The sequence below is a fragment of the uncultured Sulfuricurvum sp. genome, from assembly GCF_937936435.1.
Classification (GTDB): Bacteria; Campylobacterota; Campylobacteria; order Campylobacterales; family Sulfurimonadaceae; genus Sulfuricurvum.
Genome location: NZ_CALDDG010000075.1, coordinates 20301 through 42309, shown reverse-complemented (window position 1 = coordinate 42309; position 22009 = coordinate 20301). Strand labels below are relative to the sequence as shown.

At 47.7% G+C, this 22009-nt stretch carries 18 protein-coding genes; 6 read left to right on the top strand and 12 right to left on the bottom strand.

Features of this window, described 5'->3' with window-relative positions:
• Nucleotides 1-624 precede the first annotated feature (624 nt).
• Complete coding sequence (locus Q0389_RS07970; RefSeq protein WP_298693355.1) at nucleotides 625-1002, top strand: hypothetical protein; 378 nt, start codon at nucleotides 625-627, stop codon at nucleotides 1000-1002.
• Here the strand turns inward: Q0389_RS07970 and Q0389_RS07965 are convergent.
• The 7 genes from Q0389_RS07965 to cobA all read right to left on the bottom strand — a co-directional run bounded on the left by Q0389_RS07965 (nucleotide 999) and on the right by cobA (nucleotide 11533).
• Nucleotides 999-1907: a D-hexose-6-phosphate mutarotase gene (locus Q0389_RS07965; RefSeq protein ID WP_298693353.1), complete on the bottom strand. Its 909-nt coding sequence runs from the start codon at nucleotides 1905-1907 to the stop codon at nucleotides 999-1001. The two genes, Q0389_RS07970 and Q0389_RS07965, sit on opposite strands and share 4 nt — an antisense overlap.
• A 10-nt stretch (nucleotides 1908-1917) precedes the next feature.
• Nucleotides 1918-3876, bottom strand: a complete 1959-nt coding sequence (abc-f, locus tag Q0389_RS07960) for a ribosomal protection-like ABC-F family protein (RefSeq protein WP_298693351.1) — start codon at nucleotides 3874-3876, stop codon at nucleotides 1918-1920.
• 129 nt (nucleotides 3877-4005) lie between these two features.
• Nucleotides 4006-4308 carry a hypothetical protein gene (locus Q0389_RS07955; protein WP_298693350.1) on the bottom strand — a complete coding sequence of 101 codons (303 nt, stop codon included), beginning with the start codon at nucleotides 4306-4308 and terminating at the stop codon, nucleotides 4006-4008.
• A 35-nt stretch (nucleotides 4309-4343) separates the two neighbouring features.
• Nucleotides 4344-6761 carry an EAL domain-containing protein gene (locus Q0389_RS07950; protein ID WP_298693349.1) on the bottom strand — a complete coding sequence of 806 codons (2418 nt, stop codon included), beginning with the start codon at nucleotides 6759-6761 and terminating at the stop codon, nucleotides 4344-4346.
• Between the two features lie 90 nt (nucleotides 6762-6851).
• Nucleotides 6852-8879 carry a molybdopterin-dependent oxidoreductase gene (locus Q0389_RS07945; protein WP_298693347.1) on the bottom strand — a complete coding sequence of 676 codons (2028 nt, stop codon included), beginning with the start codon at nucleotides 8877-8879 and terminating at the stop codon, nucleotides 6852-6854.
• Nucleotides 8869-10776 (bottom strand): ferredoxin--nitrite reductase, encoded by a 1908-nt coding sequence (locus tag Q0389_RS07940; protein WP_298693346.1) that lies wholly within the window; start codon nucleotides 10774-10776, stop codon nucleotides 8869-8871. Before Q0389_RS07940 ends, Q0389_RS07945 begins: the two co-directional genes overlap by 11 nt.
• Nucleotides 10754-11533: a uroporphyrinogen-III C-methyltransferase gene (cobA, locus tag Q0389_RS07935; RefSeq protein ID WP_298693345.1), complete on the bottom strand. Its 780-nt coding sequence runs from the start codon at nucleotides 11531-11533 to the stop codon at nucleotides 10754-10756. Before cobA ends, Q0389_RS07940 begins: the two co-directional genes overlap by 23 nt.
• Before the next feature lie 135 nt (nucleotides 11534-11668).
• Here cobA and Q0389_RS07930 point away from each other — a divergent pair, with 135 nt between their 5' ends.
• A complete protein-coding gene (locus Q0389_RS07930) occupies nucleotides 11669-12244 on the top strand; it encodes a bifunctional precorrin-2 dehydrogenase/sirohydrochlorin ferrochelatase (RefSeq protein ID WP_298693344.1) in 576 nt (191 codons plus the stop codon).
• Between the two features lie 48 nt (nucleotides 12245-12292).
• On the opposite strand, the gene Q0389_RS07925 is transcribed toward Q0389_RS07930, so the two are convergent.
• From Q0389_RS07925 to Q0389_RS07915, 3 genes are all read right to left on the bottom strand, one after another.
• Nucleotides 12293-13537, bottom strand: coding sequence for an alginate export family protein (locus Q0389_RS07925; RefSeq protein WP_298693342.1), 1245 nt, complete (start codon nucleotides 13535-13537; stop codon nucleotides 12293-12295).
• Nucleotides 13538-13656: 119 nt separating this feature from the next.
• A complete protein-coding gene (locus Q0389_RS07920; protein ID WP_298693341.1) occupies nucleotides 13657-14082 on the bottom strand; it encodes an Rrf2 family transcriptional regulator in 426 nt (141 codons plus the stop codon).
• A 114-nt stretch (nucleotides 14083-14196) separates the two neighbouring features.
• Nucleotides 14197-15021, bottom strand: coding sequence for a D-alanyl-D-alanine carboxypeptidase family protein (locus Q0389_RS07915; protein ID WP_298693340.1), 825 nt, complete (start codon nucleotides 15019-15021; stop codon nucleotides 14197-14199).
• Nucleotides 15022-15157: 136 nt separating this feature from the next.
• Between Q0389_RS07915 and Q0389_RS07910 the strand changes: the two genes are divergently transcribed.
• Nucleotides 15158-15883 (top strand): hypothetical protein, encoded by a 726-nt coding sequence (locus Q0389_RS07910; RefSeq protein WP_298693338.1) that lies wholly within the window; start codon nucleotides 15158-15160, stop codon nucleotides 15881-15883.
• A 12-nt stretch (nucleotides 15884-15895) separates the two neighbouring features.
• Here Q0389_RS07910 and Q0389_RS07905 read toward each other — a convergent pair whose 3' ends face one another.
• Entirely contained in the window at nucleotides 15896-17536 is a 1641-nt protein-coding gene (locus tag Q0389_RS07905) for a bifunctional protein-serine/threonine kinase/phosphatase (RefSeq protein WP_298693337.1), read from the bottom strand.
• Nucleotides 17537-17598: 62 nt separating this feature from the next.
• Nucleotides 17599-18879 (bottom strand): nitrate/nitrite transporter, encoded by a 1281-nt coding sequence (locus Q0389_RS07900; protein WP_298693335.1) that lies wholly within the window; start codon nucleotides 18877-18879, stop codon nucleotides 17599-17601.
• A 300-nt stretch (nucleotides 18880-19179) separates the two neighbouring features.
• Between Q0389_RS07900 and Q0389_RS07895 the strand changes: the two genes are divergently transcribed.
• The 3 genes from Q0389_RS07895 to Q0389_RS07885 are packed head-to-tail and all read left to right on the top strand — an operon-like array spanning nucleotide 19180 to nucleotide 21999.
• Nucleotides 19180-20085 (top strand): hypothetical protein, encoded by a 906-nt coding sequence (locus tag Q0389_RS07895; protein ID WP_298693334.1) that lies wholly within the window; start codon nucleotides 19180-19182, stop codon nucleotides 20083-20085.
• The gene (locus Q0389_RS07890) at nucleotides 20085-20483 is read left to right on the top strand and encodes a hypothetical protein (protein ID WP_298693332.1); all 399 of its coding nucleotides are present in this window, start codon (nucleotides 20085-20087) and stop codon (nucleotides 20481-20483) included. The genes Q0389_RS07895 and Q0389_RS07890 overlap by 1 nt, the downstream gene beginning before the upstream one ends.
• Nucleotides 20473-21999: an HD domain-containing phosphohydrolase gene (locus Q0389_RS07885; protein ID WP_298693331.1), complete on the top strand. Its 1527-nt coding sequence runs from the start codon at nucleotides 20473-20475 to the stop codon at nucleotides 21997-21999. The genes Q0389_RS07890 and Q0389_RS07885 overlap by 11 nt, the downstream gene beginning before the upstream one ends.
• Nucleotides 22000-22009 lie beyond the last annotated feature (10 nt).

Below are 22009 nucleotides of genomic sequence, written 5' to 3'. Positions count from 1 at the left end.
GAGATCTACACTCTTTCCCTACACGACGCTCTTCCGATCTGATCGGTCCGCATGTCCATGCGCGCTTCTATCCATTGTTTCAACCACCGAATATGGGCGATGGCGATCATATGATTCGCCGTAGTGAATAGGTTTACGGAGTCGTGTACCAAATGTTCCAGATTGCGACGGTCAAAGTCCAGTTTTTCCATCAGATAGGCATAGGCAAGGATATGTTTTTGGGATGCCAACGTCGCAATGCACTCGACGGGAACGTGCGATTGTATTTTTTCAATCATCAGTAACATCGCACCGGGCGGTACTCCGATACGGAACAACTCTTTCCCGCCGGAAAATAGCTGTTCTTTATCGGCATGATGCGTACACATGAGATTAAATGCTTTTGCAAATACCGAAGCGGTATCTGTAGAAAGCCACTCTTCAAACAACCGATTCTCTCTGTATTCATGGATAACAGAAGCAATATGTTCCGTAAGTGTTTGCATCATTTTTCCTTATGAAGGCAAAATATTATTGTACCAAAAAAAATATTATTTAATTATCAATGATCGGCATATAAAACGAGATTAACAAATCTGTAACATATCGGGACTATAATTATCTTATCCACACAGGAGGTTTCAGATGAAAACAGTCATAACTCTATTGTCGGCTTCGGCTTTGGCGGCTACATTGGCATTCGGTGCTACTGCGGCAACGAATCAAGAACGTGTACAGGTTCAAAACGAAATCCAAAATCGGTTTAAAACGATGAGTACGGATGAGTTGTTGGAAAAACGGGGGACAATGACGTCTCAGCAGGAGCGTGAAGCGTTACACAATGAATTGATGAATCGACAATCCACGATGACGACGGAACAAAAAGAGAAGTTTATGAATCGTCCTGAAAACCGCACACCTAAAATGAAAAATCAAGGGAGCGGACAGGGGTTGATGCAAGGAAACGGCATGGGCTCAGGCATGGGCGGCGGAATGGGTGGAGGCAAAGGGGGAGGACGTTAATCGTCTCCTTCTATCGAGTAGAGTGCCTTTAGCGTATAGCTCTCTTTGGGTTGTACGGTAATAATCTCACTTCCCGCATTGGCGGTCTCAATGCAGACCGTCTTTGTGTAATCTTCGGGTGTTAGGTCGGCTTTTAACTTACAGACTCTTATCCACGGGTTCCAGACTACTACCGTTTTACTATTCTCACATTTAATGCGGATATTTCGGGCGAACGACTCATCGTTTATGACAATATCACCGCCGTCAAACGGATAAATACGGTCCGTTTCCGCATGGATACGGATAGGATTATCTGCTTTCTTTTCAGCTCCGCCGTCGGTTTTATCGCTGTAGGCAAATCTTTCTAATCCTGTGATCGTCGTATGGGTAATATCACCGAGCTTAAAATAGGTATGAAGTGCCTGTGTAAGTTCCATAGCGGTATCGCCGAGGTTATGGGTGGTGAGTTCCATCGCGAGTGTTTCGCCTACGGTGAGTGTCAGCGTGAGACGGAAGCGGTGAGGCCACAGTGCATAGGTTTCCGGGGTATCGTTCAGTTCCAAGATAAGACGGCATTCTCGATTATTTAGAAGATCGGAAGAGACGACATTCCACATGCGGGTACGTGCGAGTCCGTGGTCACTTCGCCCCTGATTTTGCGGATCGGGACCGAACCACGGCCAGCAAATCGGGACACCGCCCCGGATAGGTGTTCCCTCTTTAAAAATCGCTTTTTCACTGAGAAACAATAGATCGTTAGTGTCGGTAGCAAAAGTATAGGAGAGGAGCTGTGCACCGTATAGGGTGATGATGGCGGTAGCATAGGGAGTCGTGATGTGAGCGACAGGGAATCCCTCCGGCCCCTCTTTGAACGTAACGTATCCCGCATGCGAGTAGAGGGAATTAAGTTCTTCTATGTTCATACAATCGTCCTTAGCTGTTTTTTAATGCTTCGATCTCTTCGGCTTTTTCTTCGATAGTGAGTAATTCATCCACTTTCTCTTCATAGAGCGCTTTGGTTTTTTCGAGTTCTTCAGCCAAAATACTGATTCCGATCTTTTCGTACTTTTGTGGATCGGCGAGAGAGGCGTTTAGCTCATCAATCTTTGCTTCCAATGCTTCGATTTCGACAGGGAGCTTTTCGAGCGCTTTTTGTTCGTTAAATGTCAGTTTGAGAGCTTTCGGCTTTTCAGCCTGTACAACTGTCGCAGGAGTCGAGGATTTGGTAAATTCGGCCTCCATCGCATCCATCTCACGAAACTCTTTTTCATCTTCGAGGTATTCGCTGTAAGGTTTGTAGCTCTCCTCGATCGTACCGTCCCCTTTGAAGATAAAAAGTTTTTTGGCGATTTTATCGACGAAATAACGGTCATGGCTGACGAGAATGACCGCACCGGGGAAGCTTTGGAGTTTCTCTTCGAGGATATTGATGGTCGGAATATCGAGATCGTTGGTCGGTTCGTCGAGAATCAGACAGTCCACTTTTTTGGTAAACAGCAAGGCGAGGGCAACACGGTTTTTCTCTCCGCCGCTGAGTACTCCGACTTTTTTATCGAGGAATTCTCGGGGAAACAGAAAGTTTTTAAGATATCCGTAGACATGATAATCTTGTCCCATCACATCGACGCGGTCTCCGCCGTGAGGGCAGAAGGTTTCGATGAGGTTTAGATTATCGTTGAGCATTTCTCGGTGTTGGTCGAAATAGCCGATGGTAAGTTCTCCCATCTTTATGATCCCGTTTGTCGGTTGCAGCCGTCCCAAAAGAGCTTTTAAAAGCGTCGATTTTCCACTGCCGTTCGGCCCGACGACGGCGATCACGTCTTTTTGCAGGATGCGGGTCGAAAAGTCTTTGATCAGGGTTTTATCCCCCAGTTTGAGGCCGAGATGCTCGACCTCAAAAAGCATCTTTTGGCGGTTTACGCCATCGGAACGGTTGAAATGTTTCGCTTCGCGTTCTAATTCCAGTTTCATTTTACGGATTTTACTCGGGTTGTTTTTGGCATCTTCACGCAGCTGCAATACCCGCTGTTTGCGTCCTTCGTTCCGTTTCAGACGGGCTTTTACCCCGCGGCGAAGCCATTCGTTCTCGGCTTTGAGAAGTTTGAGGAGGTTTTCGTGCTGCTGTGCCATCGTCCGCAAGAGTTCTTGCTTTTGTTCCAGATAGTTGCTGTATCCTCCGGTAAACTCGCGCAGAGAGCAATCTTCCACCTCGATGGTTTTAGTGGCGACTTGATCGATAAAATAACGGTCATGTGAGATAAAAAGGAGAGTGAAGCGCTCTTTGAGGATCAGTTCTTCGAGGAATTCGACCATATAGACGTCGAGGTGGTTGGTAGGCTCGTCTAAAAGCAGAATATCGGGTTTTTGCAGAAGCAAAGAGGCGAGTGCGACGCGGCGCTGTTCCCCTCCGCTGAGGAGATCGACTCTTTTTTCTTCATACTCTTTGAGCATAAAATGGTGCATCACCCGCTCGATCTTGTCGTCGAGATTCCATGCATTATGGTGATCGAGAAAATTGGTCAAACGGGCTTGTTCATCAAGCAAAGCCGCATTGTCGTACTGCTCTGCCAAAACTAAAGAGATTTCGTCGAAACGGACTTTTGCCGATTTGAGTTCCCCCAGACCCGCTTCGATCGCTTCGCGGACATTGTGTCCGGGTTCGAATTTCGGAACCTGGGAGAGCATTTTAATCTCGATCCCCTGACGGTTGATCCGCTCTCCCTCATCCGCATCGAGCACCCCGGCAACGATTTTCATCAACGTCGATTTTCCGCTGCCGTTTTTACCTACGATAACGATCCGTTCCCCTTCATCGATATGAAAATTGACGTTTTCTAAAATTTTTTGGGCTTCGTAGTGTTTAGAGACGTTGAGAAGATCGACTAATGCCATAGTATATAGTATTCCTAAAGTGAGGATATGTGCATACCAATTATAGCGGATGGGAGCTTAGAAGGGTCGTATCCGATAGGAGGTCACAGGCAGCAGCGACGATCAGAATATACGGAAGATGCTGCTTCTTTAGTCACAATAATTACGGGAAAGATACCAGGTTGCGATTGCGTAATCGCTGTACGAGAGTTCGCGTTGAGAAGGAGGAATCGAATCGTTGCGCAGTTTGCTTCGGATAATTCCGAAGATGATGATTCCGAGTAAAAAGATTCCGATCGCGGCGAACCAGTCAACCATCCACCATCCCGCCAAAGCCAATAGATAGTTGCCATAACTTAGCAGCCATCCCAGAACTTTTGCACTTAATCGGCATTTTCGTGTCGGAAGCGAAGGGGTCGGATCGATATTGAAGGTAATATGTTCACGGTTCATAAAGCGGATTATACTCCGGATGGGTTTAAGTGCGGTTACGATTTCGTTTTTCTAAAATACTCTACAAGATCGGGATAACTGAGCGGTCGGCTATGCCAATATCCTTGTATCGTGAAACATTCCAATTCATTCAGAATGGCAATTTGTTCGATTGTTTCAGTTCCTTCTGCGATGGTTTTAATTCCCAGAGAATCTGCCAAGGTGATAATTGCCTGAACAATAGCACGATCGTGCGGATCGGTAGCGAGGTCATCGACAAACGATTTGTCGATTTTCAGAGTCGAAACCGGGAATTTTTTCAGATACGACATCGACGAGTAACCCGTTCCGAAGTCGTCAATCGAAAACGTGATGCCGTGTTGGGTAAGTAAATTCATTTTTTCTATTGCAAGCGCCGGATTGTCGACGAGTGCCCCTTCGGTAATTTCGAGTTCGAGCTTCTCGGCCGGAAATCCGGTGTCGTGGAGGCAGTTTGTGATGATCTCGTTGAGATGGCGGTTTCGAAACTGTACGGGAGAGAGATTGACTGAAATATTGGGAACGAAACCGATCGATTTAGAAAGTAGCATCATCTGCGATAACGCTTCGCGGAGTATCCATTCGCCCAGTGTAATGATTAAATCGGTCTCTTCGGCAATCGGGATAAATCGGGCAGGGCTCATAAATCCGAGTGTCGGACTGTTCCAACGGATCAGCACTTCGACACCGACAAACCGTTTGTCCAGTGTATTGTATTTGGGCTGATAGACAAGGAAGAGTTCGTCTGTGCCGATGGCTTTACGCAGGCCGTTTTCAATAATGAGCGTTTCGGACGCGAAATCGCCGTTGGTCGGTTCGTAAAAGAGATAGGTGTTTTTCCCTTTGAGTTTTGCTCCGTACATCGCCATATCAGCTGCTTTAATCAGTGTTTCGGCATCGTCTCCGTCATGGGGGTAAAGAGAGATACCGATACTTGCCGTCATGTAAATATCGTTTTGTTCGATGAAGAACGGATCCTTCATCATCTGCAAAACACTGTGGACAATCGCTTCTATCGAATCTTTTGAATCGGAAAAATCGGTGATGATCGCGAACTCGTCTCCCCCGAGCCGTACACAAAAGTGATCGCCGTTGCAGATTTGGGTAAATCGGTCGGCAAGGTTTTGCAAAAGTTGATCGCCGACGGAGTGTCCTAATGAATCATTGACCATCTTGAAGCGGTCCAAATCGATATAAATCAGACCGAATATTTTTTCGTTTTCGTGACTTTCCAAAATTTTGGCATTAAGGCGTTCTCGAAAGAAATGGCGGTTTGGCAGTTTGGTCAGAGGGTCAAATAAAACGAGCTGCTGGATATGTTCTTCTGCATGTTTACGGTCTTGGATATCTTCGATAACGCCGATGTAGTGGGTAATTTTCCCGTCATCGTCAAAAACGGGGGAGATAGTTTCCAGACACCAGTAAATCGTGCCATTTTTTTTCTGATTTTTAAATTCTCCTCTCCATGTCAAGCCGGATGAGATCGTATCCCACATGGTTTTATAAAGCTCGGGAGAATTGAGGTCGCTGCGCATAAGATTGGGTTTTTTTCCGATAAGCTCTTTTTTGGTATAACCGTTGATAGCGGTAAAGGCTTTGTTAATGTATTCAATAACCCCGTGGGTATTTGTGATAATCATTCCGTTTCCGCTTTGTTCCAGGGCTTGAGAGAGCATTTGAAGGCGTTGTTGATTGGTTTCAACCGCTTTTTCGCTTCCGATCAGCCGACGTCCGAGAAAGAGGATAATACCGATTCCGATGATCCAAAGGAGCAGATGGGTAAAAATCAGTTTTGTGACAGCGTTTCTCTCTATCACACGATACCCTTCCAAAGGGATCGTGACGTCGGTGGCACCGCGTAACCCTCCGACAGGGATTCCGGTCCATGCGTGGCATTTCATACACCCTTGTTCCATGTACATCGGCTGCATCATACGCAGATAGCGTTTGCCCCCGATTTGAATGATTTCCGCGTACTCTTTTTTCCCTTTTGAGAGGATGTCGAGCGCTTTGGATTCCCAGGCATCGGGGGCGTTTTCCGGGTTCATGTAAATTTTTCCGGTAATGCGGGCTTTGACACCGTAAAGTTTATTGTAGTCGTTCATAACCTCGCGGAGCATTTTGGCGGGATTATAAAGAGTAAGCATTTTTGTATTGCTGATATTGATATCGCGGTCTTTTATGTGTGCCAGATAGGGGATGGGTTGTGTATTCTTGTCGACGACAAGATAGGCTCCGCCGTGGCGTGTCGCCCACAAACGAAATGCAAGATCTTTGTTGAGGTTGGTCTTCGCTTCCTGCGTGGCGAGTTGCAGGATTTGTTGATTGGTATTATGGATATTCCAAACGAGAGAACTGATAACCAAGAGCATAAACCCGATGATGAAAAACAGCAGATATCTCGACAGCAAAGCTGTTTTACGGGCATTAGGCACAGTGTACCCCTTTGTCAATAAACGTGTTTAATGATGATAATAGCATAAAAGTGTTTGTTTTCCATCATCCTAAAAATAAGAAGTCATAATTTATTTTGATAAGCGGCTGATCGAGACATATGCTGATTTGAGAGCACTTTGAAAAGAAAAAGGGTCATTTTTAACCGCTATCAGGCTATTGACCGGGACTTGTGGATAACCGAATGGAGCAAAAACGTGGCGCGGTGCCAACAGACCGAATCGGACATCTAGCTGCAAAGCGTCAAGCTCATTGGAGAGTAAAACGCTCTCTCCTTCCTGTATCCCCAATGCTTCGGCTTCTGCAGCATTCATCAGCAGATAAGGTTTTTCTTCGCTTTTGAGCAGTTCGGGAACCAATCCGGTCCGCGTCATCGTATGCCACTGTTTTTTCGTACGTCCCGTCAATAGCACAAAATGCTCAAGTTCGATTTTGGGGGCAGTAGAGACGACGGGATGAAATTGGGCCTTATGAGACGGCGTTGCAAACCGTTCATCCTGATAAAGGCGTTCTCCACCCCACTGATACGAGAGAGTCGTATATTTCTGATCGCTTTGGTCGCAGAGCCGATGGGCGCTGAGCTGTTTGTAGTCATCGTAGACAGATTGAATATCGGGATAGTCAAATCCTTCGAATCCGAGCGCTTTTGCGGTGAGCAGGATTATTTCGGTATCGCTTTTTGCTCCCTCTATCGGCGATTTGAACGGACGGACCCGTTTGATGAATCGTTCCGAGTTGGTCATACTTCCCTCTTTTTCGCCCCAGGCATGAGTCGGAAGGACGAGGTTCGCCAGCTGTACCGTTTCGCTGAGCACACAATCTTGGACGACTAAAAACAGATCGGGATTTTCGAGTGCCGAGCGGGTACGGTTCAGATCGGGGAGGGTGAGGAGCGGATTGGTGCAGGCTACCCATAGCAAACGGATCTCTCCCGCATGAATCTGATCGATCGCATCGGTGATCGTAATCCCGGGCTGCGGAAGGATTTTTCCCTCAGAGAGCTTCCAGTGTGATTCGCATGTTATACGGTCCTGAGTGTTTCGGACGTCCCGATATCCCGGCAGGGCATTGGAGAGATAACCCGCTTCGCGCCCTCCCATGGCGTTGGGTTGGCCGGTGAGAGAGAGGGGGAGTCCTTTGGTCGCATTGAGTCGTCCTGTCGCGAGGAAGAGATTGATAAAACCGAGATTTCGCATCACCCCGTCTTCAGCCTGATTCAGCCCCTGACACCAGAGTCCGACAATCTTTTTATCCGATCCGAAAGCATCGAGCAGTATTCGGGCATTTTCCGGCGAGACACCGCATGCCGCAATCGCTTCGTCGAATGGAGTGTTTTTGGCTTCGGCAAGGGTGAGTTCAAACCCTTCCGTAGCGCGATGGATAAAATCGGTATCACATGAGCCTCTGCGGTAGAGTTCGGCGAAGAGGGCATTGTAAAGCATCGTATCGCTTCCGCTGTTTAAGGCGATCCAATGATCGCTTTTTTCCGCTGTTTCCGTGCAGATCGGATCGATGGTGAGGATCAGTGTCTGCGGATGGGCTTTTTTACGCGCGAGGATGCGGCGAAATATGACGGGGTGCGCCCATGCGGGATTGGAACCGGAGATGAGGATAACGTCGGCATCGTCGATATCGCGGTAGTTTCCGACCGGACCGTCGCTTCCGAATGCCATTTTATGGGCGACGACCGCGCTGGCCATACATAACCGTGAATTGGCATCGACATTGTTGGTACCGATGTACCCTTTGAACAGTTTGGTGAAAAGGTAGCTCTCTTCGCTGAGGAGTTGTCCCGAGAGATAAAGATAGAGTGCCTCTTTGGGGAGAGAGCGGATGGCATCTGCCAAAATAATGATCGCTTCGTCCCAGCCGATCGGAGTGAAGGGATCATTCTTGTCGCGTCGGTAGAGAGGTGTCTGCAATCGGCCGGTATCCAGTGCGGTGGCCATTTGGATGGGCTTGAAGCATAGATCTCCCTGTGTAGAGGGATTATCAGCGTCCCCTTTGACTTTATACCCCTTAGGTATGCAGGATACGCTTAGCGCACAGCCTGTGCCGCAAAAAGGGCATCCGGTCGATACGGCGGTATCAGAGTTCATATCCGGCTTCTTTCAGATCGCTGAGAATCTCGGTAAAGACCGTATAGCGTTTCAACGGGTGCGGATGGACCATTCTTTCGATCACGGCATAAAAGGGGGCATAAGCGTCCGGGAACGTTTTTTGATGAAACGCAAACGGTTTTTTCCCCTCAGCAAAAGGCTCTTCCGTATCGTATGCTTTTGATCCTGTCAGAGAGTGTACCAGCTGTAATCCGAAAGCAAAAATTTCCTCGTTTTCGCGGTGGTTGCTTCCGAACGATTTGAGTGAGGGGGTCACCATCGCTTCCATGGATTCCAAGCGCATACGCCGATTCCATCGCATTATAAAGGCGATTGCAAAGTTTGTATATCGGCTTTGCAGGCGGGCAATGAATTTTTCCAGACTCTCTTTGGGGCGGCGCAGATCACGGTAGAGATACATGAGCTCGGCGACGTACTCTTTTGCCTCTTCCAAAACGATCCCTTTGAGGAGCAGATGTCCTTCTCCCCCTTCGCCGCTGAGAGTACCGCCGATAAAGATATCGACCCCCAAAACGGTTTTCCCATTGCGCGGAACTTTACACCCGACAAACCCGAGGTCTCCGGCGCCATGGATGCCGCACCCTTTCACACAGGCAGACCAGTACAGACGGACTTTTGCATCTTCGATCGGAACCGTATGGCTCAGGTATTCTCCCATACTGATGGCATCAGGTTTGTTGGGAATGACGCCGAACGGACAATGCTCTGTTCCGGCACAGGCGATCAGATTTGCCATATAAGCAGAAGGGCGGTTGGGATATTTGGTAAACAGCGGCGATTGGAGTGCGGAGGTTTCGTCACAGATTCCCGTGATGATAAGATTTTGTTCGATAGTAAGGCGTATCGCACCGTTTTGGGATCGGGCCGTATGTGCCGCTTCGATGAGATCCGAGCCGCTGAATACTCCCGAAGGGACGGCTGCATAGAGGGCGAAAGAGCCGTCATTTAATGCGATTTTACCGTAATGGTCTCCCCCTTCCAGGGAACACAGACTTTCTCCCTCATAGGGAAGAGGATAGCCAAGCTGCGTTTCGATGGCTGCACGGAAAGTTTCCATGCCGACCGATTCGATCAGAAATTTGAGACGGTTTTTGTTGCGGTTGTCCCGGAAGCCGTAGGTTTTAAATAGGGTGGCGACCGCTACGAAGAGCGCGATGGCCTGATCGGGACGGACAAACATATCGGCACTTTGCGCCAGCGATCCGACACGTCCTCCCAAATAGAGGTTAAATCCGTACATTCCCTTTTTTTGAGCGAGAGAGAGGGCGAAATCCTGACCGAAGATATTGCATCGGTTACTGAGTGAACCGTTGATCCCGATGTTGAATTTTCGGGGCAGTGTCGTAATCCAGTCGGGATTTTTTAAAAACACGGACTGGATACCCTCCAGTATATCGCGGCAGGGGATGATGTTGTCCATCGCCAAACCGTCTAGCGGATCGATCAGGACGTTGCGGAAATTATCGACTCCCGTTTGGTAGCTTGTCAGCCCCGCATCTTCGAGCATACGGAGTGCTTCAGGGATATCTTCGATCCGCAGATAGCGTAATTCGATCTGTTGGCGGGTTGTGATATCGATATAGTCTTGGCCGAATGTTTGGGCAACCGTTCCCAGTACCGATGCCTGATCGGCGCTTAACGCACCGCCTGGGACGCGGACGCGGATCATGAAACGCTCCGGAGTGGCGGGACGGTCGAATATCCCGAAACTTTTGAGGACGAAATCTTTGTCATCTTCACTGATAGCAGCATAGCCGTTTTGAGCATAGCCTAAAAGGCGCTCCCATGCACTTTCGGCGTTGAAAGCGTCTTTGATCGTTTCGGTCTTGTGCCGTTTGACGCTGCGATCAGCGTTAGCTTGCTCTAGCGGTGTCATGATAACTCTCTTGTTTGATTTCATAAATATATTTCGGCAGTTTCGATTCTAAAGCAACGACATCCCCAAAAACCAAAATGGCAGGGCGGGGTGCGTTTTTGGCCGCATCGGGGAGATCGGCCAAAGTCGTTACAACGGTCTCTTGATCCGCGGTCGTCGCATTGGAGATGATTGCCACGGGGAGGAGGGGATCGATTCCCAGTGTCAGCGCCTCTTCGGCAATTTGAGTAGCACGGCTCAGACCCATCAGGACGACGGTTGTATGGTTGCGCATCCCCAAAAGCGGCACCCATCCCAGATTGACCCGATCCCCCGCCAAATGGGCCGACACGATAGACATCCCCGTCGCATACCCGCGTGCGGTCGGAGCGATGCCGGCAGAAAGGGGAGCGCTAAGTGCGGAAGAGATTCCGGGGATCACTTCGACATCCAGAGCGTTTTCAGCCGCATAAACAGCCTCTTCGCTGCCGCGTCCGAACAGATAGGGGTCACCGCATTTGAGCCGTCCGACAGTCAGGCCTTTGGATGCATGTTCGACGATGATGCGGTTGATTTCAGACTGCGTTACGCTGTGATGCCCTTTCTCTTTACCGACGAAGATCACATTCGTATGAACGGGGATCAGATCGATGATCTCTTGGGAGAGGAGGTGATCTATAAGGGCGACATCGAGTTTTTGAAAGGTTTTCAGTGCTTTAAGGGTCAGCAAATCAGCATCACCCGGTCCACAACCGATAAGGTAAAGTTTGCCGGACATAATAGTTCCTTTCTGCGCGTCTTTTATTTAAGACTTTTTTATCTTTAAAAATAATAGTGTAAAATTGCAGGCAATGAGTACAAACTTATGATTATTTTTTAATCAATAATGCAAAATTTTTAGAAGGAGAGTACCATGGCGCTTTTTCCGATGTTCGTCGATTTGAAAGATCGCGATTGTCTGGTGATAGGCGGCGGTGAAGTCGCTTTGCGAAAGATCGAGCAATTGGTCAAGTTTTCTCCGCGCCTGTGTGTCATCGCGCCGATAATTCATGGAGATATACGGGCATTGGCTCTGATATATCCGATCGAGCTTATCGAGAGAGAGTACCGAATGAATGATCTGGAAAACCGCTTTTTGGTCATCGGGGCATTGGATATCCTCGAAGAGCAGAAAAACATTTACCGCACGTGTATGGAAGCGAAAATACCGGTCAATTGTGTCGATTCCCCCGAATTATGCAGTTTTATTTTCCCGGCACTGATTGTCGAGGGGGATTTATGTCTCGGAATCAATACGGCGGGGCGTGCCCCGGCCGTGAGTTCGGCGCTGCGTAAATATCTGAGCGGGTGGATTCCGCAAGGGATCGGCGGGCTGATCGATCAGGTAGACAGTATCCGCAAAAGCGAGCCGGTCGGAAAAGCACGTCAGGAAAAGATAATCGGGATTTGCCGGCGGTTTTTTGAGCGTATCGGAAATCCTAAAGTATAAGAGGCGTTCGAAGGAAGTCGGTTGACTCCGCCAGAGGCAGAGAAAAGTCTAGAATTTGTAATCGAACTGAAGCCAGAATTTGGTGACGTCGGCGTTGTAGCCGCTCACATTTCCCCCGTCATAGTATGCGGCTTTGATTAGACCATTAAGCCCTTTTATTCCGGGAATAGTATTCGTGTACATAAAATCCCATTCGCTTCCGAGATCGTTTTTCCCGCTCATATCAACATCCGTTTCGAATGAGTGATAAACCGCCAATGCTTTTCCCAAACCCGGTGCAGTGTATCCGAGACTTACACTGGTATCGCATAATCCGCCGAAGGGTGTAGAGAGAAATTTATCCGCCCATCCGTTGAATTTATGCAAAGTTGCCAGCGGAGTCTGAAAAGCCGTTTCGTCGGCACTCCCTTTTCCGCTTAGAAACTCATATCCGGCCCCGAATAAAAGGCCGTTCAGATTAGCCATTGCATCGAGGTTATAATAGTATGCGTCGTTTTTGTTTTCGTCCACTCCCACCGTTTTGAAGGTAGCGTCTCCTTGTCTGGCGTATTCGGCGCGGTAGTCCACTTTTGCCGCAGAGACCGGAATATTGCCGCTGAAAGCCAATCCGAAGGTATCGCTGCCATAGGCCGATTTTTCTGATGAGATCATATAATCGTACACCGTCACTTTTACCAGATCGCTAATTTTATACGATCCGTTCAGAATCAGCGATTTGCTGTCCCATGTATGTTCGTCAAATACGGTCGCATAACTGTAGATATAGGCTCCCGTGAGATTTAAGCCTGCAATGGATGTATTGTTTAGGGTAACTGCATCAAAACTTTGAGGCATCTGTCTCCAGTCTACCGAACCGATGAAGCGCTGATTATCGAGATTGATGATCTGCCGCCCGATTTTAGCGGTTGTAGCACCGTATTTGTACTGGAGATATGCCTGCGTAAATCGGGTTTGTTCCGGATCGGCAACGACGTCGTAGGCGGTATGGGCATCCGGGGATTTATCGTTGTAGCGTTCGGCACCGAGGGTCTGAACTGTGGTCCCTTCGACTTTTATACTGAGCCCATCTAGACTAAAAAGACCGGTTTCGAGACCGATAGAGGCACGGAGGCTCATAGCGTTGGCATCTTTTTTTGTGTTACTGTCATCGTCTACATTTTCGTAACGAGGACGAATTTGTGCGCTAAACTTTGCGTCATTGAAAAGGGAAAAACCCTCATCCGCCTGTAGCGGTGCATTTGAACCACCGGCAAGAGCGAGGGTGGAAACGGCTGATAATGTCATGTATTTCATGGAGAGACCTTATTAGGATATTTTTATCTGAAATAATTGTAGAGCAAAAAGTCTGAAATATACACGGAAGATTGATTAAAAAACAGTCACACACTGTTTTTTAGGGAGAAAGGAGAGAATTAAATACGTTTGATTTTTCGTAAAAGGAGATCGTCGACGAGTTCATTGAGACGCATAGCGGAGTACATTTCGATCATTTCCTGACGCCATATATCCCATTGGGCATGGAGGGCACACGGTTTTTCCGCTTCGCAATCGCCGATTCCCAAAACGCAGGCATCAAAAAAGGTTGTTCCGTCCACCGCTTCGATAATTGAGAGGAGGGTGATTTCTGAGGGGCTTCGTGCCAGAGTGACCCCTCCGGTGGCTCCCCGCTGCGAAATCAGGATGCCTGCATGAACCAGTTTCTGCAATGATTTGGCTAAAAAGTGAAACGGGAGGCCGAGTTCTTCGCTGATAATATGGATTCGATGGAACTCTCCTACGGGTTTAGTGGAGAGCCAGACGGCGGCACGTATCGTATCTTGGCAGGCGGAGGAGAGCATGGGTGAACCTTATTTGTAGTTAAAAACTAAAGATCAATTATACAAAAATCCTATTAACAGGAGATGAACATCTGAATAGAAAGAAATCGAGAGATTGTTGTATAAAATGACAATTTATACTTTTTCCCAGAGATCGATTGCCGGCTGAAATACCTGCTCGAAAATCTGCTGGGCGATCGTCCATCGGTTCTCTTTGGAATTGAGCATGATAATGAGACAGTCGTTGTCCCCTTTTTTGGCACGGGCGATGAAGCATGGCCCCGCTTTGGAGGTATATCCCGTTTTCACCCCGACGGCATATTCATAGCGGTTTAAGAGGTGATTATGTGTTTTGGCCACAAATTTGCGGTTGGTATTGAGCGAATAATAGATGTGCTGGTTTTGACGGGTAATATCATTGAAAAGCGGATTTTGAATAGCGTATTCGGCGAGTTTGAGCAGATCGATCGGGGTCGAATGGTGTTCGCCGATATCAAATCCGCACGGATTGGTAAAATGGGTATCGTTCATCCCGATCAGTTCGGCTTTTTGATTCATCATCTCGACAAAATGAGCCATATTGCCGCCTACCGCGATGGCGACAGCCATGGCGGCATCGTTGTCGGATTTGATCATCGCCGCTTTAATCAAGTCGCCGAGCAAAATAATCTCCCCCTCTTTGTAGCCCGCTTTGGTCGGTTCGACCTGAATCATCTCTTTAGTGATGATGACGGGAGTCATGAGGTCTTGCTGTTCTATCGCCAGTATGGCGGTCATGATTTTGGTGAGGCTGGCGGGTTTGACTTCTTTGAGCGCCTCTTTGGAATAGATGACTTCACCGGTGGTGAGTTCTTTGATCAGCAGTGCTTCGACGTTGAGTTTATCGAGTTCGTCTTTATCGATTTGTGCGTAGAGGGAGAGGGTAAAAATAAATAGAAGGATTAAATATCGTATCATCATGTTTGGTATCTTGATCAAAAATTTTCGTTTATTATAGCGTTTTAAATTTAACTCAAACTGCATCAGGGAATAAACTGTAAATAGGGTTAAAAGATGAAGAATCAAACGCTAAAATACGGTGAATAAGGGGGGACACGTGCAAAAAATCATCATCAATCAAAAATATTACGGCACGATAGAACTCGACGGAAGCGAGGAAGCCAAGCGGGTTTTTTCCAGGGTTAAAAATGCTTTTGGAACCGGTAAAAAGATGGAGATAGGGATACTGTTTCCGCCCTATAAGCTGAAAGCATTGGAAAGTTACCAAAAAGGGGGCTCAAGACAGGAGCTTGCGGACATTGATCTCTACATCGCATTGGGAAACGTACTGCGGTTTGATACCAGTGACGCGTCAAAGCTCAAAAATACGATCGAGCTGACCAATGATATCGCCCACAACCATTACAATATTTCCAAACGTCTTACGCTGATCAACAAAACAAAGGCGACGGAGAACCGGGGCGATTATCTGTTTTGGGATATCGAAAACTTTTCCAATATCGGATCGCTTTTTAACGACGTCATCGAAAAATTCGACATCCCCGACAACCGCATTTACGTCGCAGCCAATCCCGATTCGCTGTATCTGTACAAAAGCCAATGGGAAGCGGATCTGTACGATTATAAAAAGAGTCTGAACTCTTTTAATTTTACCAAATGCGATCACGGCAAGAACGTCGCAGACGATATTTTGCTAGGCCATTTTAAAAAACTTTCGCTTCGCAGCGCGAATGTCTATCTGATGACGTTTGACCGGGAACTCAAAGAGCGCTTCGTTGCCGAGTGTCACCCCAGCAATAACCTGTTTATTTTGGAAAAGTGAAAAAGCATTCCGTTATTTCGAGATATACAGGACCAGTGTTACGGTTTCCGCCAGCAGGGTGAGGAAAAAACCGATTTTATAAAAGGTGACGGGAGAGCGTTCGATGAGAGGGGTCTCTTTGCTGAAAAACGGTTTGACTTTCTCCGGATCTTTCAGTTCGTAAAAAAATTCGGAATAGTGGCTGTATCGCTGTTCCGGGCTGATCGCGATGGAGCGCATGATGATCGAATCGAGCCAAAGGGGAATTTTACTGTTGAGTTTGACCGGTCGCACCGCCGTTTTGAAATTTGGGGTTTGAAACGGTTCGATCTCTCCGTAAGGGAGTTTGCCGGTTAAGACCTGATACAAGGTGACCCCGATCGAAAAGATTTCGGTCGATTCGTTGATAACGCTTCCGTTGAACCGTTCCGGCGCAAGATACGAAGGAGTTCCCGCACGTGTATCGGTCGAGAAGATTTCGACGGTCGAGCCGAAATCGACCATTTTGAAATTGACGCCGGACTCTCCCTCTTTTTTGGAAACAAGGATATTCTCGGGTTTGATATCTCCGTGTACCAGTCCCAGATGGAGCAGATGGGCTTCGGCACGATGGAGAAACTTGCCCAATTCAATTGCATTGTCGACGGAGAGCGAGCGGTTTTTGACGTACTCGTTTAGCCCAACCCCTTCGATCCAATCCATCAGATAATAGCGTATGCTCCGATTTTCGGGGACCCACGCGTGACCGAACGCTTTATGGGTAATCTGTTTGGCAGTCCACGCTTCGCGGACGAATTCGTCCAGTGCCTGTTCATCGTCCGGACGCATCGGAAATTTCATCACATAGGGCTTGCCCTCTTTGGAAACTTTCCAAATCCGTTTATGCTCCATCATCGGTTCAAGAAGGGTATACCCATCGATGATCTCCCCTTTGGCAAGCGATTCGGGGATAGGAAGCTGGGCGTTTTTGATCGCATGGAGGGGATCGAGTCCCTCAATTCGAAAAATTTGAAGGCTCATGTCATCCCGATCGTGCAGATGGCCGTTTTGGGAAGCGTGATTGATGATCGTTCCGGCTCCAAGCCCTTGGCGCACCATTTCGCCGAAGCTGTGTTCATCGATCAGATTGTAAACGCCGTCACTGCATAATACAAGGGTCTCACCGATATGAATCGGTGTCGAGACCACCTTGATGTCGACATTTTCGGAAAGTCCGCAAGCCTGTGTCAAAACATGAGACATCGCTTCGTCATCCATCGTGTGATCGGTGCTGAGGCGTTTAAATTCTCCGTGCGTATCCAACAGATAGATGCGGGAGTCTCCGAGATTGAGGGTATAGAGGGTTTCGCCTTCGATGATCGCGAGGCAGAGGGTGGTCAGAAGTTCGATTTGTCCGTATTGGGTAATGGACTCTTTGAACAAGAGGCCGTTGATATGGCGTGTAAAGACCTCCATGATTTTGGGGATATTCCACGCTTTCGGACGGGCTTTGAACTGATTCATAAAAAATTTGACGGTCTGACGTGCCGCAGTGCCGCCCCGCTTGGCACTTCCGACCCCGTCACAGAGAACCGAGAGAAACAAGGCGTTGTCAATAATGGCATATGCGCATGCGTCATCCCCGATGGAACCGGGTTTGGGGAGAATGTGTTCGCTCGATTGCAGTTGCAACATCGTCTAACCTTTGCTTGTTGACATGATGATAACACGCACCTAAAGATGCGGTTAGCGGATGATTAGATACGGCCTCCGGCGGTTGCGCCCCAGGTCGTTCTCCAACGGGTTTTTACCAGTGAAATCCCCGATATTGCGAGTAAAACAAACGCGGCAAAGATCAAAAATCCGGCCGTATATCCCTCAAATGCCCCTTGAGACCATCCGAACGTTTTGATCAGAGCCGAACCGCCCAAACCGCCGGCGGCCCCGATAAGCCCGGTCATAATTCCGATATCTTTTCCGAAACGCTGCGGTACGAGTTGAAACACCGAACCGTTTGCCATTCCGAGATTTGCCATGATCAGGAACATAACGCTGATCGCGGCCCAAAACGGCAATTGAACCAAAGCGCTCAAGAGCGAGAGTACCACAATGCTACCATAAAAAACATACAAGGATTTAATCCCGCCCATTTTATCGGCGATAGCCCCTCCGACCGGACGAAGCACCGCTCCCGCAAAGATACACAAAGCACCGAAATACCCTGCCATGACTTTTACGTTATCTTCGTTCAAAATATCCAGACCGATTGCCGACATATCGCTTTGGTAGGTGTTCATCAGATAGACTTTCATGTAGTTGGCAAATCCGACAAACCCTCCGAACGAGACGGCATAAAAGAGATTGAACCACCAGGTGTCTTTGTCGCCTAGCAGTTTGATGTAATCTTTGAGCTTTTTCGGATTCGGTTTATAGACGCTTAACGGAGCATCTTTCGCTAAAAACAGATAGGCGACGAAAATGATCGTCGAAAGGACTCCGCCGACGAGAAAGACCGAGGGCCATCCCCACACCTGTGCGATTTTCGGGGCGAACAAAAAGTCGATGACGACACCGATATTTCCCGCACCTGCGATACCCAAAACGACTCCTTGCAAACGCGGCGGATACCACTGACCCGCCTGAGGCAGGGCAACGGCAAACGACGCACCGCCGAATCCCAGACCCAGTGCAACGAGTAGCAACTGATTATACGTAATCGCATCCGATTGGAAAAACGCGAAAAAGAGAGTAGCGATGACGATCAGCTGTGAGCCGAGAGCCGTCTTTTTAGGCCCGAACTTATCGACGAAAAAGCCGAGCAATATACGCAGCAACGCACCCGAGAGGATAGGAAGCGCTAACAATGTCGCTATTTGGGAATCGTTGAGCGCATTGCCTGCGGCACTCAGCGTCTCATTGATCTCTGTTGCCAATGGACCCAGCATCGTCCACATCATAAAACTAAAGTCGAAATACAAGAAGGCCGCGAGCAAAGAGGGCCAGTGTCCCTCTTTTTTCAATTCTGTGAATTTCATCATCCACTCCTATTTAAGATTTTTTTATCTGAAATAATTGTAGCACCGATTGTTTGGCAAAAACATCAGTTTATTGATTAAAAAATAATCATATTGGAAAAATCGGAAAACGGAACAAGGGATGAGAAATTTTTTAACACGGTTTGTATTTCATTTTTCAATATGTATAAATATGTTACTATTGATTAATTGAAGAAAAAGCGAGTGCGGTAGATGGCGGGATGGAAGCGGTATTCAGTTGGATTAATAGGATTCGTGTGTAATCTCTACGCAGAGTCTTACACTCTCGGACACGGCGTTCAGATGAATGATTGGATGAGTGTCGGAGGGTATTTTTCATCCGAATTGGAATCAAATCGGAACGAAGACAGCTTTACCCTCGACGATGTCGCCGTCATGGCGTACGGGGATATCAATCCGATGCTCTCGTACCTGGCTGAACTCGAAGCGACCGGTTTTTATCAGAAAAACTTTACCGCAGATACGGAAAGCGGGAGTCAGAAATTCCATTTTGAACGGATGTACGGAGATCTGTGGCTTTGCGACGCCTATAATGTCCGTTTCGGAAAGATGTTGACCCCTGTGGGATATTGGAATCTCGAACCGATCAATGTTTTGCGCGATACCACTTCCAACCCTCTATATAGTACGCTGTTGTTCCCGAGATTTCTAACGGGCATCGATATCAACGGATACGTTCCGAACACCGAAGGATTAAAATACAATCTGTTCGGTCAAAGTACCCATGATTTAGATGAAGAGTACATCAATATACCTAATACCCATTTTTACGGCCTTTCGCTGGACAAAGAGTTTTCGATGGAAGCAAGTGCGGGAGGAAGTATCGGCGAATACATCGCTTTATCTACCCGCGAACGTACCCGCTTTGTTCAGGCCAATGCCAAATACGATGTTTATCAGTGGGGGGTGACAGTCGAGGGGATCGTTGCTCGAACCGACTATGCCGACAATCGAACGGATGATACGATCTCAGGATACGCACAAGGGATTTACCGATTCAATCCGCAGCACGCGCTGGTCGGACGGTATGAGTATTACGGCCGTCGGCATGATGACTACACCGATCATATCGGTATTATAGGCTACAGCTACCGTCCGATTTATCCGGTCTCTTTAAAAGGGGAGTATCAGTGGCACTCCCAAAGCGGTGAAGATCGTTTCCTAGCCTCTTTTTCGGTGTTATTCTGATGAAAGCGATACTTTTGATGGCACTGGTAGCGACGATGGCGGCAGCGGACTACAGCGTCGTTATTTCGAAGAAAACGGCTTTTTCGGCACTTTCGATGCAGCAGATACGGGATATTTACTTGCAAAAGCGTCACAGCGTCGGCGATAAAAATGCGATTGCCGTCAATATTCTCGGTCATGACGAGGTACGGGAGATTTTTGAAACTAAAGTGCTGGGGATGGATCGGAACCGTTTAAATACGTATTGGATCAAACAGCATTTTCAGGGGGTAACGCCTCCTCTGACACAGCCTTCTTTCGAATCGGTTAAAACTTTTATCGTCAACGTTGAAGGTGCCATCGGCTATCTCCCCTCCGATATGGTCGATTCGCAGCTGAAGGTTGTATATGAGTTTTAAAGTTAAAACGATTCTGCTGTTTTTAGGAATCAGCTTGATCCCCTACGCGTTGACGATGTTTTTGTTGGGGAACTCATTTCGTCAGGAACAATACAATGCCATTTCCCAAGAGCTGAATACGCAGCTGAGTTTGACGGTAGCCCGTATCGATCAGCATCTCCAAACGTTGCAGCAGGATATGGCTTTTATGGCCAAATCCGATATTATGAACGATCTTTACACTCAAGATCTCGACCGGAGGATCGGAAATACGCTGTTGGCGAAAAAGAAAGATATGAATTTGGAGGGGAACTTTTTTGTTATCGACAAAAGCAAAAAAATTATTGCTTCGAGCGATTTTGCGATGATCGGCAAAGTGCTTGATACTGCCCCTTTTTTCTCGGTTCCGGTGTATTCGACATTCACCCGTGAGGAGATTGCCGAGCTTGTCGTCGATTATCGAATCGAAAATTTCAGGCACTATTTTTCCGATTCCCCTCAACGCCATTATTATCTCTTGTATCCGGACGGGAAAAGCGGATTGCGCCAAACTTTGCTGGAAGAGCCGATCAAAGCGTCTCGGAAACTTGATGTTAAACCTGAACTGACCATTGTTTTGGAAGAAGAGAAAGCATTTGCATATCGGCTCCTGTACAAATACGAGCGATGGTTCGTATTGCTGCTGATCGCCGGGGCTGTTTTTATTTCGATTGCCGCCTATTATGTTGCGACGGGATTGATTCGTCCCGTAATCACCCTATCGGATACCGCTAAAAAAGTGACACGGACACAGGATTATACGCAGCAGGTTTCTCTGCACCGCGACGATGAGATCGGACAACTTTCCAACTCATTTAATATGATGATCCTCGGTATGGACAATGCTCTGGGAGAAATAACGACATTGAACAAAGAGATCGAAGATACTCAGCGCGAAGTCGTCTTTACGATGGGTTCCATCGGTGAAAGCCGCTCCAAAGAGACGGGAAACCATGTGAAAAGGGTAGCGGAATATTCGAAGATATTGGCCTTGCACTACGGGTTAGAGGAATCGGAAGCGGAAATGCTTAAACAGGCTTCTCCGATGCACGATATCGGCAAAGTAGCCATCCCCGATGCAATATTGAACAAACCGGGACGTTTTGACGAACACGAACGGCGTATCATGGATACCCACGCGGCTTTGGGATATGAGATGCTCAAACATTCCAACCGGGCATTGCTGAAAGCGGCGGCGATTGTAGCTAACGAACACCATGAAAAATGGGACGGAAGCGGATATCCCCGAAAGCTCGCGGGAGAAGATATCCACATTTACGGACGGATTACGGCGATCGCCGATGTATTCGATGCCCTGGGAAGTGACCGCGTCTACAAAAAAGCGTGGGATGACGAACGGATATTCGCATTGTTTAAAGAAGAGAGAGGAAAACATTTCGATCCGGCTCTGGTCGATATCTTTTTTGCCCATTTGGACGAATTTTTAACAGTTCGTGAACATTTTAAAGATATAGTAGAAGACGACAATCAGGTATAAAGGGGGTTCT

Bases quoted from the DNA above. Each gene is read 5' to 3' on its own strand.
- Q0389_RS07970 (WP_298693355.1), top strand. From the start codon at position 625: ATGAAAACAGTCATAACTCTATTGTCGGCTTCGGCTTTGGCGGCTACA.
- Q0389_RS07965 (WP_298693353.1), bottom strand. From the start codon at position 1,907: ATGAACATAGAAGAACTTAATTCCCTCTACTCGCATGCGGGATACGTT.
- abc-f (WP_298693351.1), bottom strand. From the start codon at position 3,876: ATGGCATTAGTCGATCTTCTCAACGTCTCTAAACACTACGAAGCCCAA.
- Q0389_RS07955 (WP_298693350.1), bottom strand. From the start codon at position 4,308: ATGAACCGTGAACATATTACCTTCAATATCGATCCGACCCCTTCGCTT.
- Q0389_RS07945 (WP_298693347.1), bottom strand. From the start codon at position 8,879: ATGAACTCTGATACCGCCGTATCGACCGGATGCCCTTTTTGCGGCACA.
- Q0389_RS07940 (WP_298693346.1), bottom strand. From the start codon at position 10,776: ATGACACCGCTAGAGCAAGCTAACGCTGATCGCAGCGTCAAACGGCAC.
- cobA (WP_298693345.1), bottom strand. From the start codon at position 11,533: ATGTCCGGCAAACTTTACCTTATCGGTTGTGGACCGGGTGATGCTGAT.
- Q0389_RS07930 (WP_298693344.1), top strand. From the start codon at position 11,669: ATGGCGCTTTTTCCGATGTTCGTCGATTTGAAAGATCGCGATTGTCTG.
- Q0389_RS07925 (WP_298693342.1), bottom strand. From the start codon at position 13,537: ATGAAATACATGACATTATCAGCCGTTTCCACCCTCGCTCTTGCCGGT.
- Q0389_RS07920 (WP_298693341.1), bottom strand. From the start codon at position 14,082: ATGCTCTCCTCCGCCTGCCAAGATACGATACGTGCCGCCGTCTGGCTC.
- Q0389_RS07915 (WP_298693340.1), bottom strand. From the start codon at position 15,021: ATGATGATACGATATTTAATCCTTCTATTTATTTTTACCCTCTCCCTC.
- Q0389_RS07905 (WP_298693337.1), bottom strand. From the start codon at position 17,536: ATGTTGCAACTGCAATCGAGCGAACACATTCTCCCCAAACCCGGTTCC.
- Q0389_RS07900 (WP_298693335.1), bottom strand. From the start codon at position 18,879: ATGATGAAATTCACAGAATTGAAAAAAGAGGGACACTGGCCCTCTTTG.
- Q0389_RS07895 (WP_298693334.1), top strand. From the start codon at position 19,180: ATGAATGATTGGATGAGTGTCGGAGGGTATTTTTCATCCGAATTGGAA.
- Q0389_RS07890 (WP_298693332.1), top strand. From the start codon at position 20,085: ATGAAAGCGATACTTTTGATGGCACTGGTAGCGACGATGGCGGCAGCG.
- Q0389_RS07885 (WP_298693331.1), top strand. From the start codon at position 20,473: ATGAGTTTTAAAGTTAAAACGATTCTGCTGTTTTTAGGAATCAGCTTG.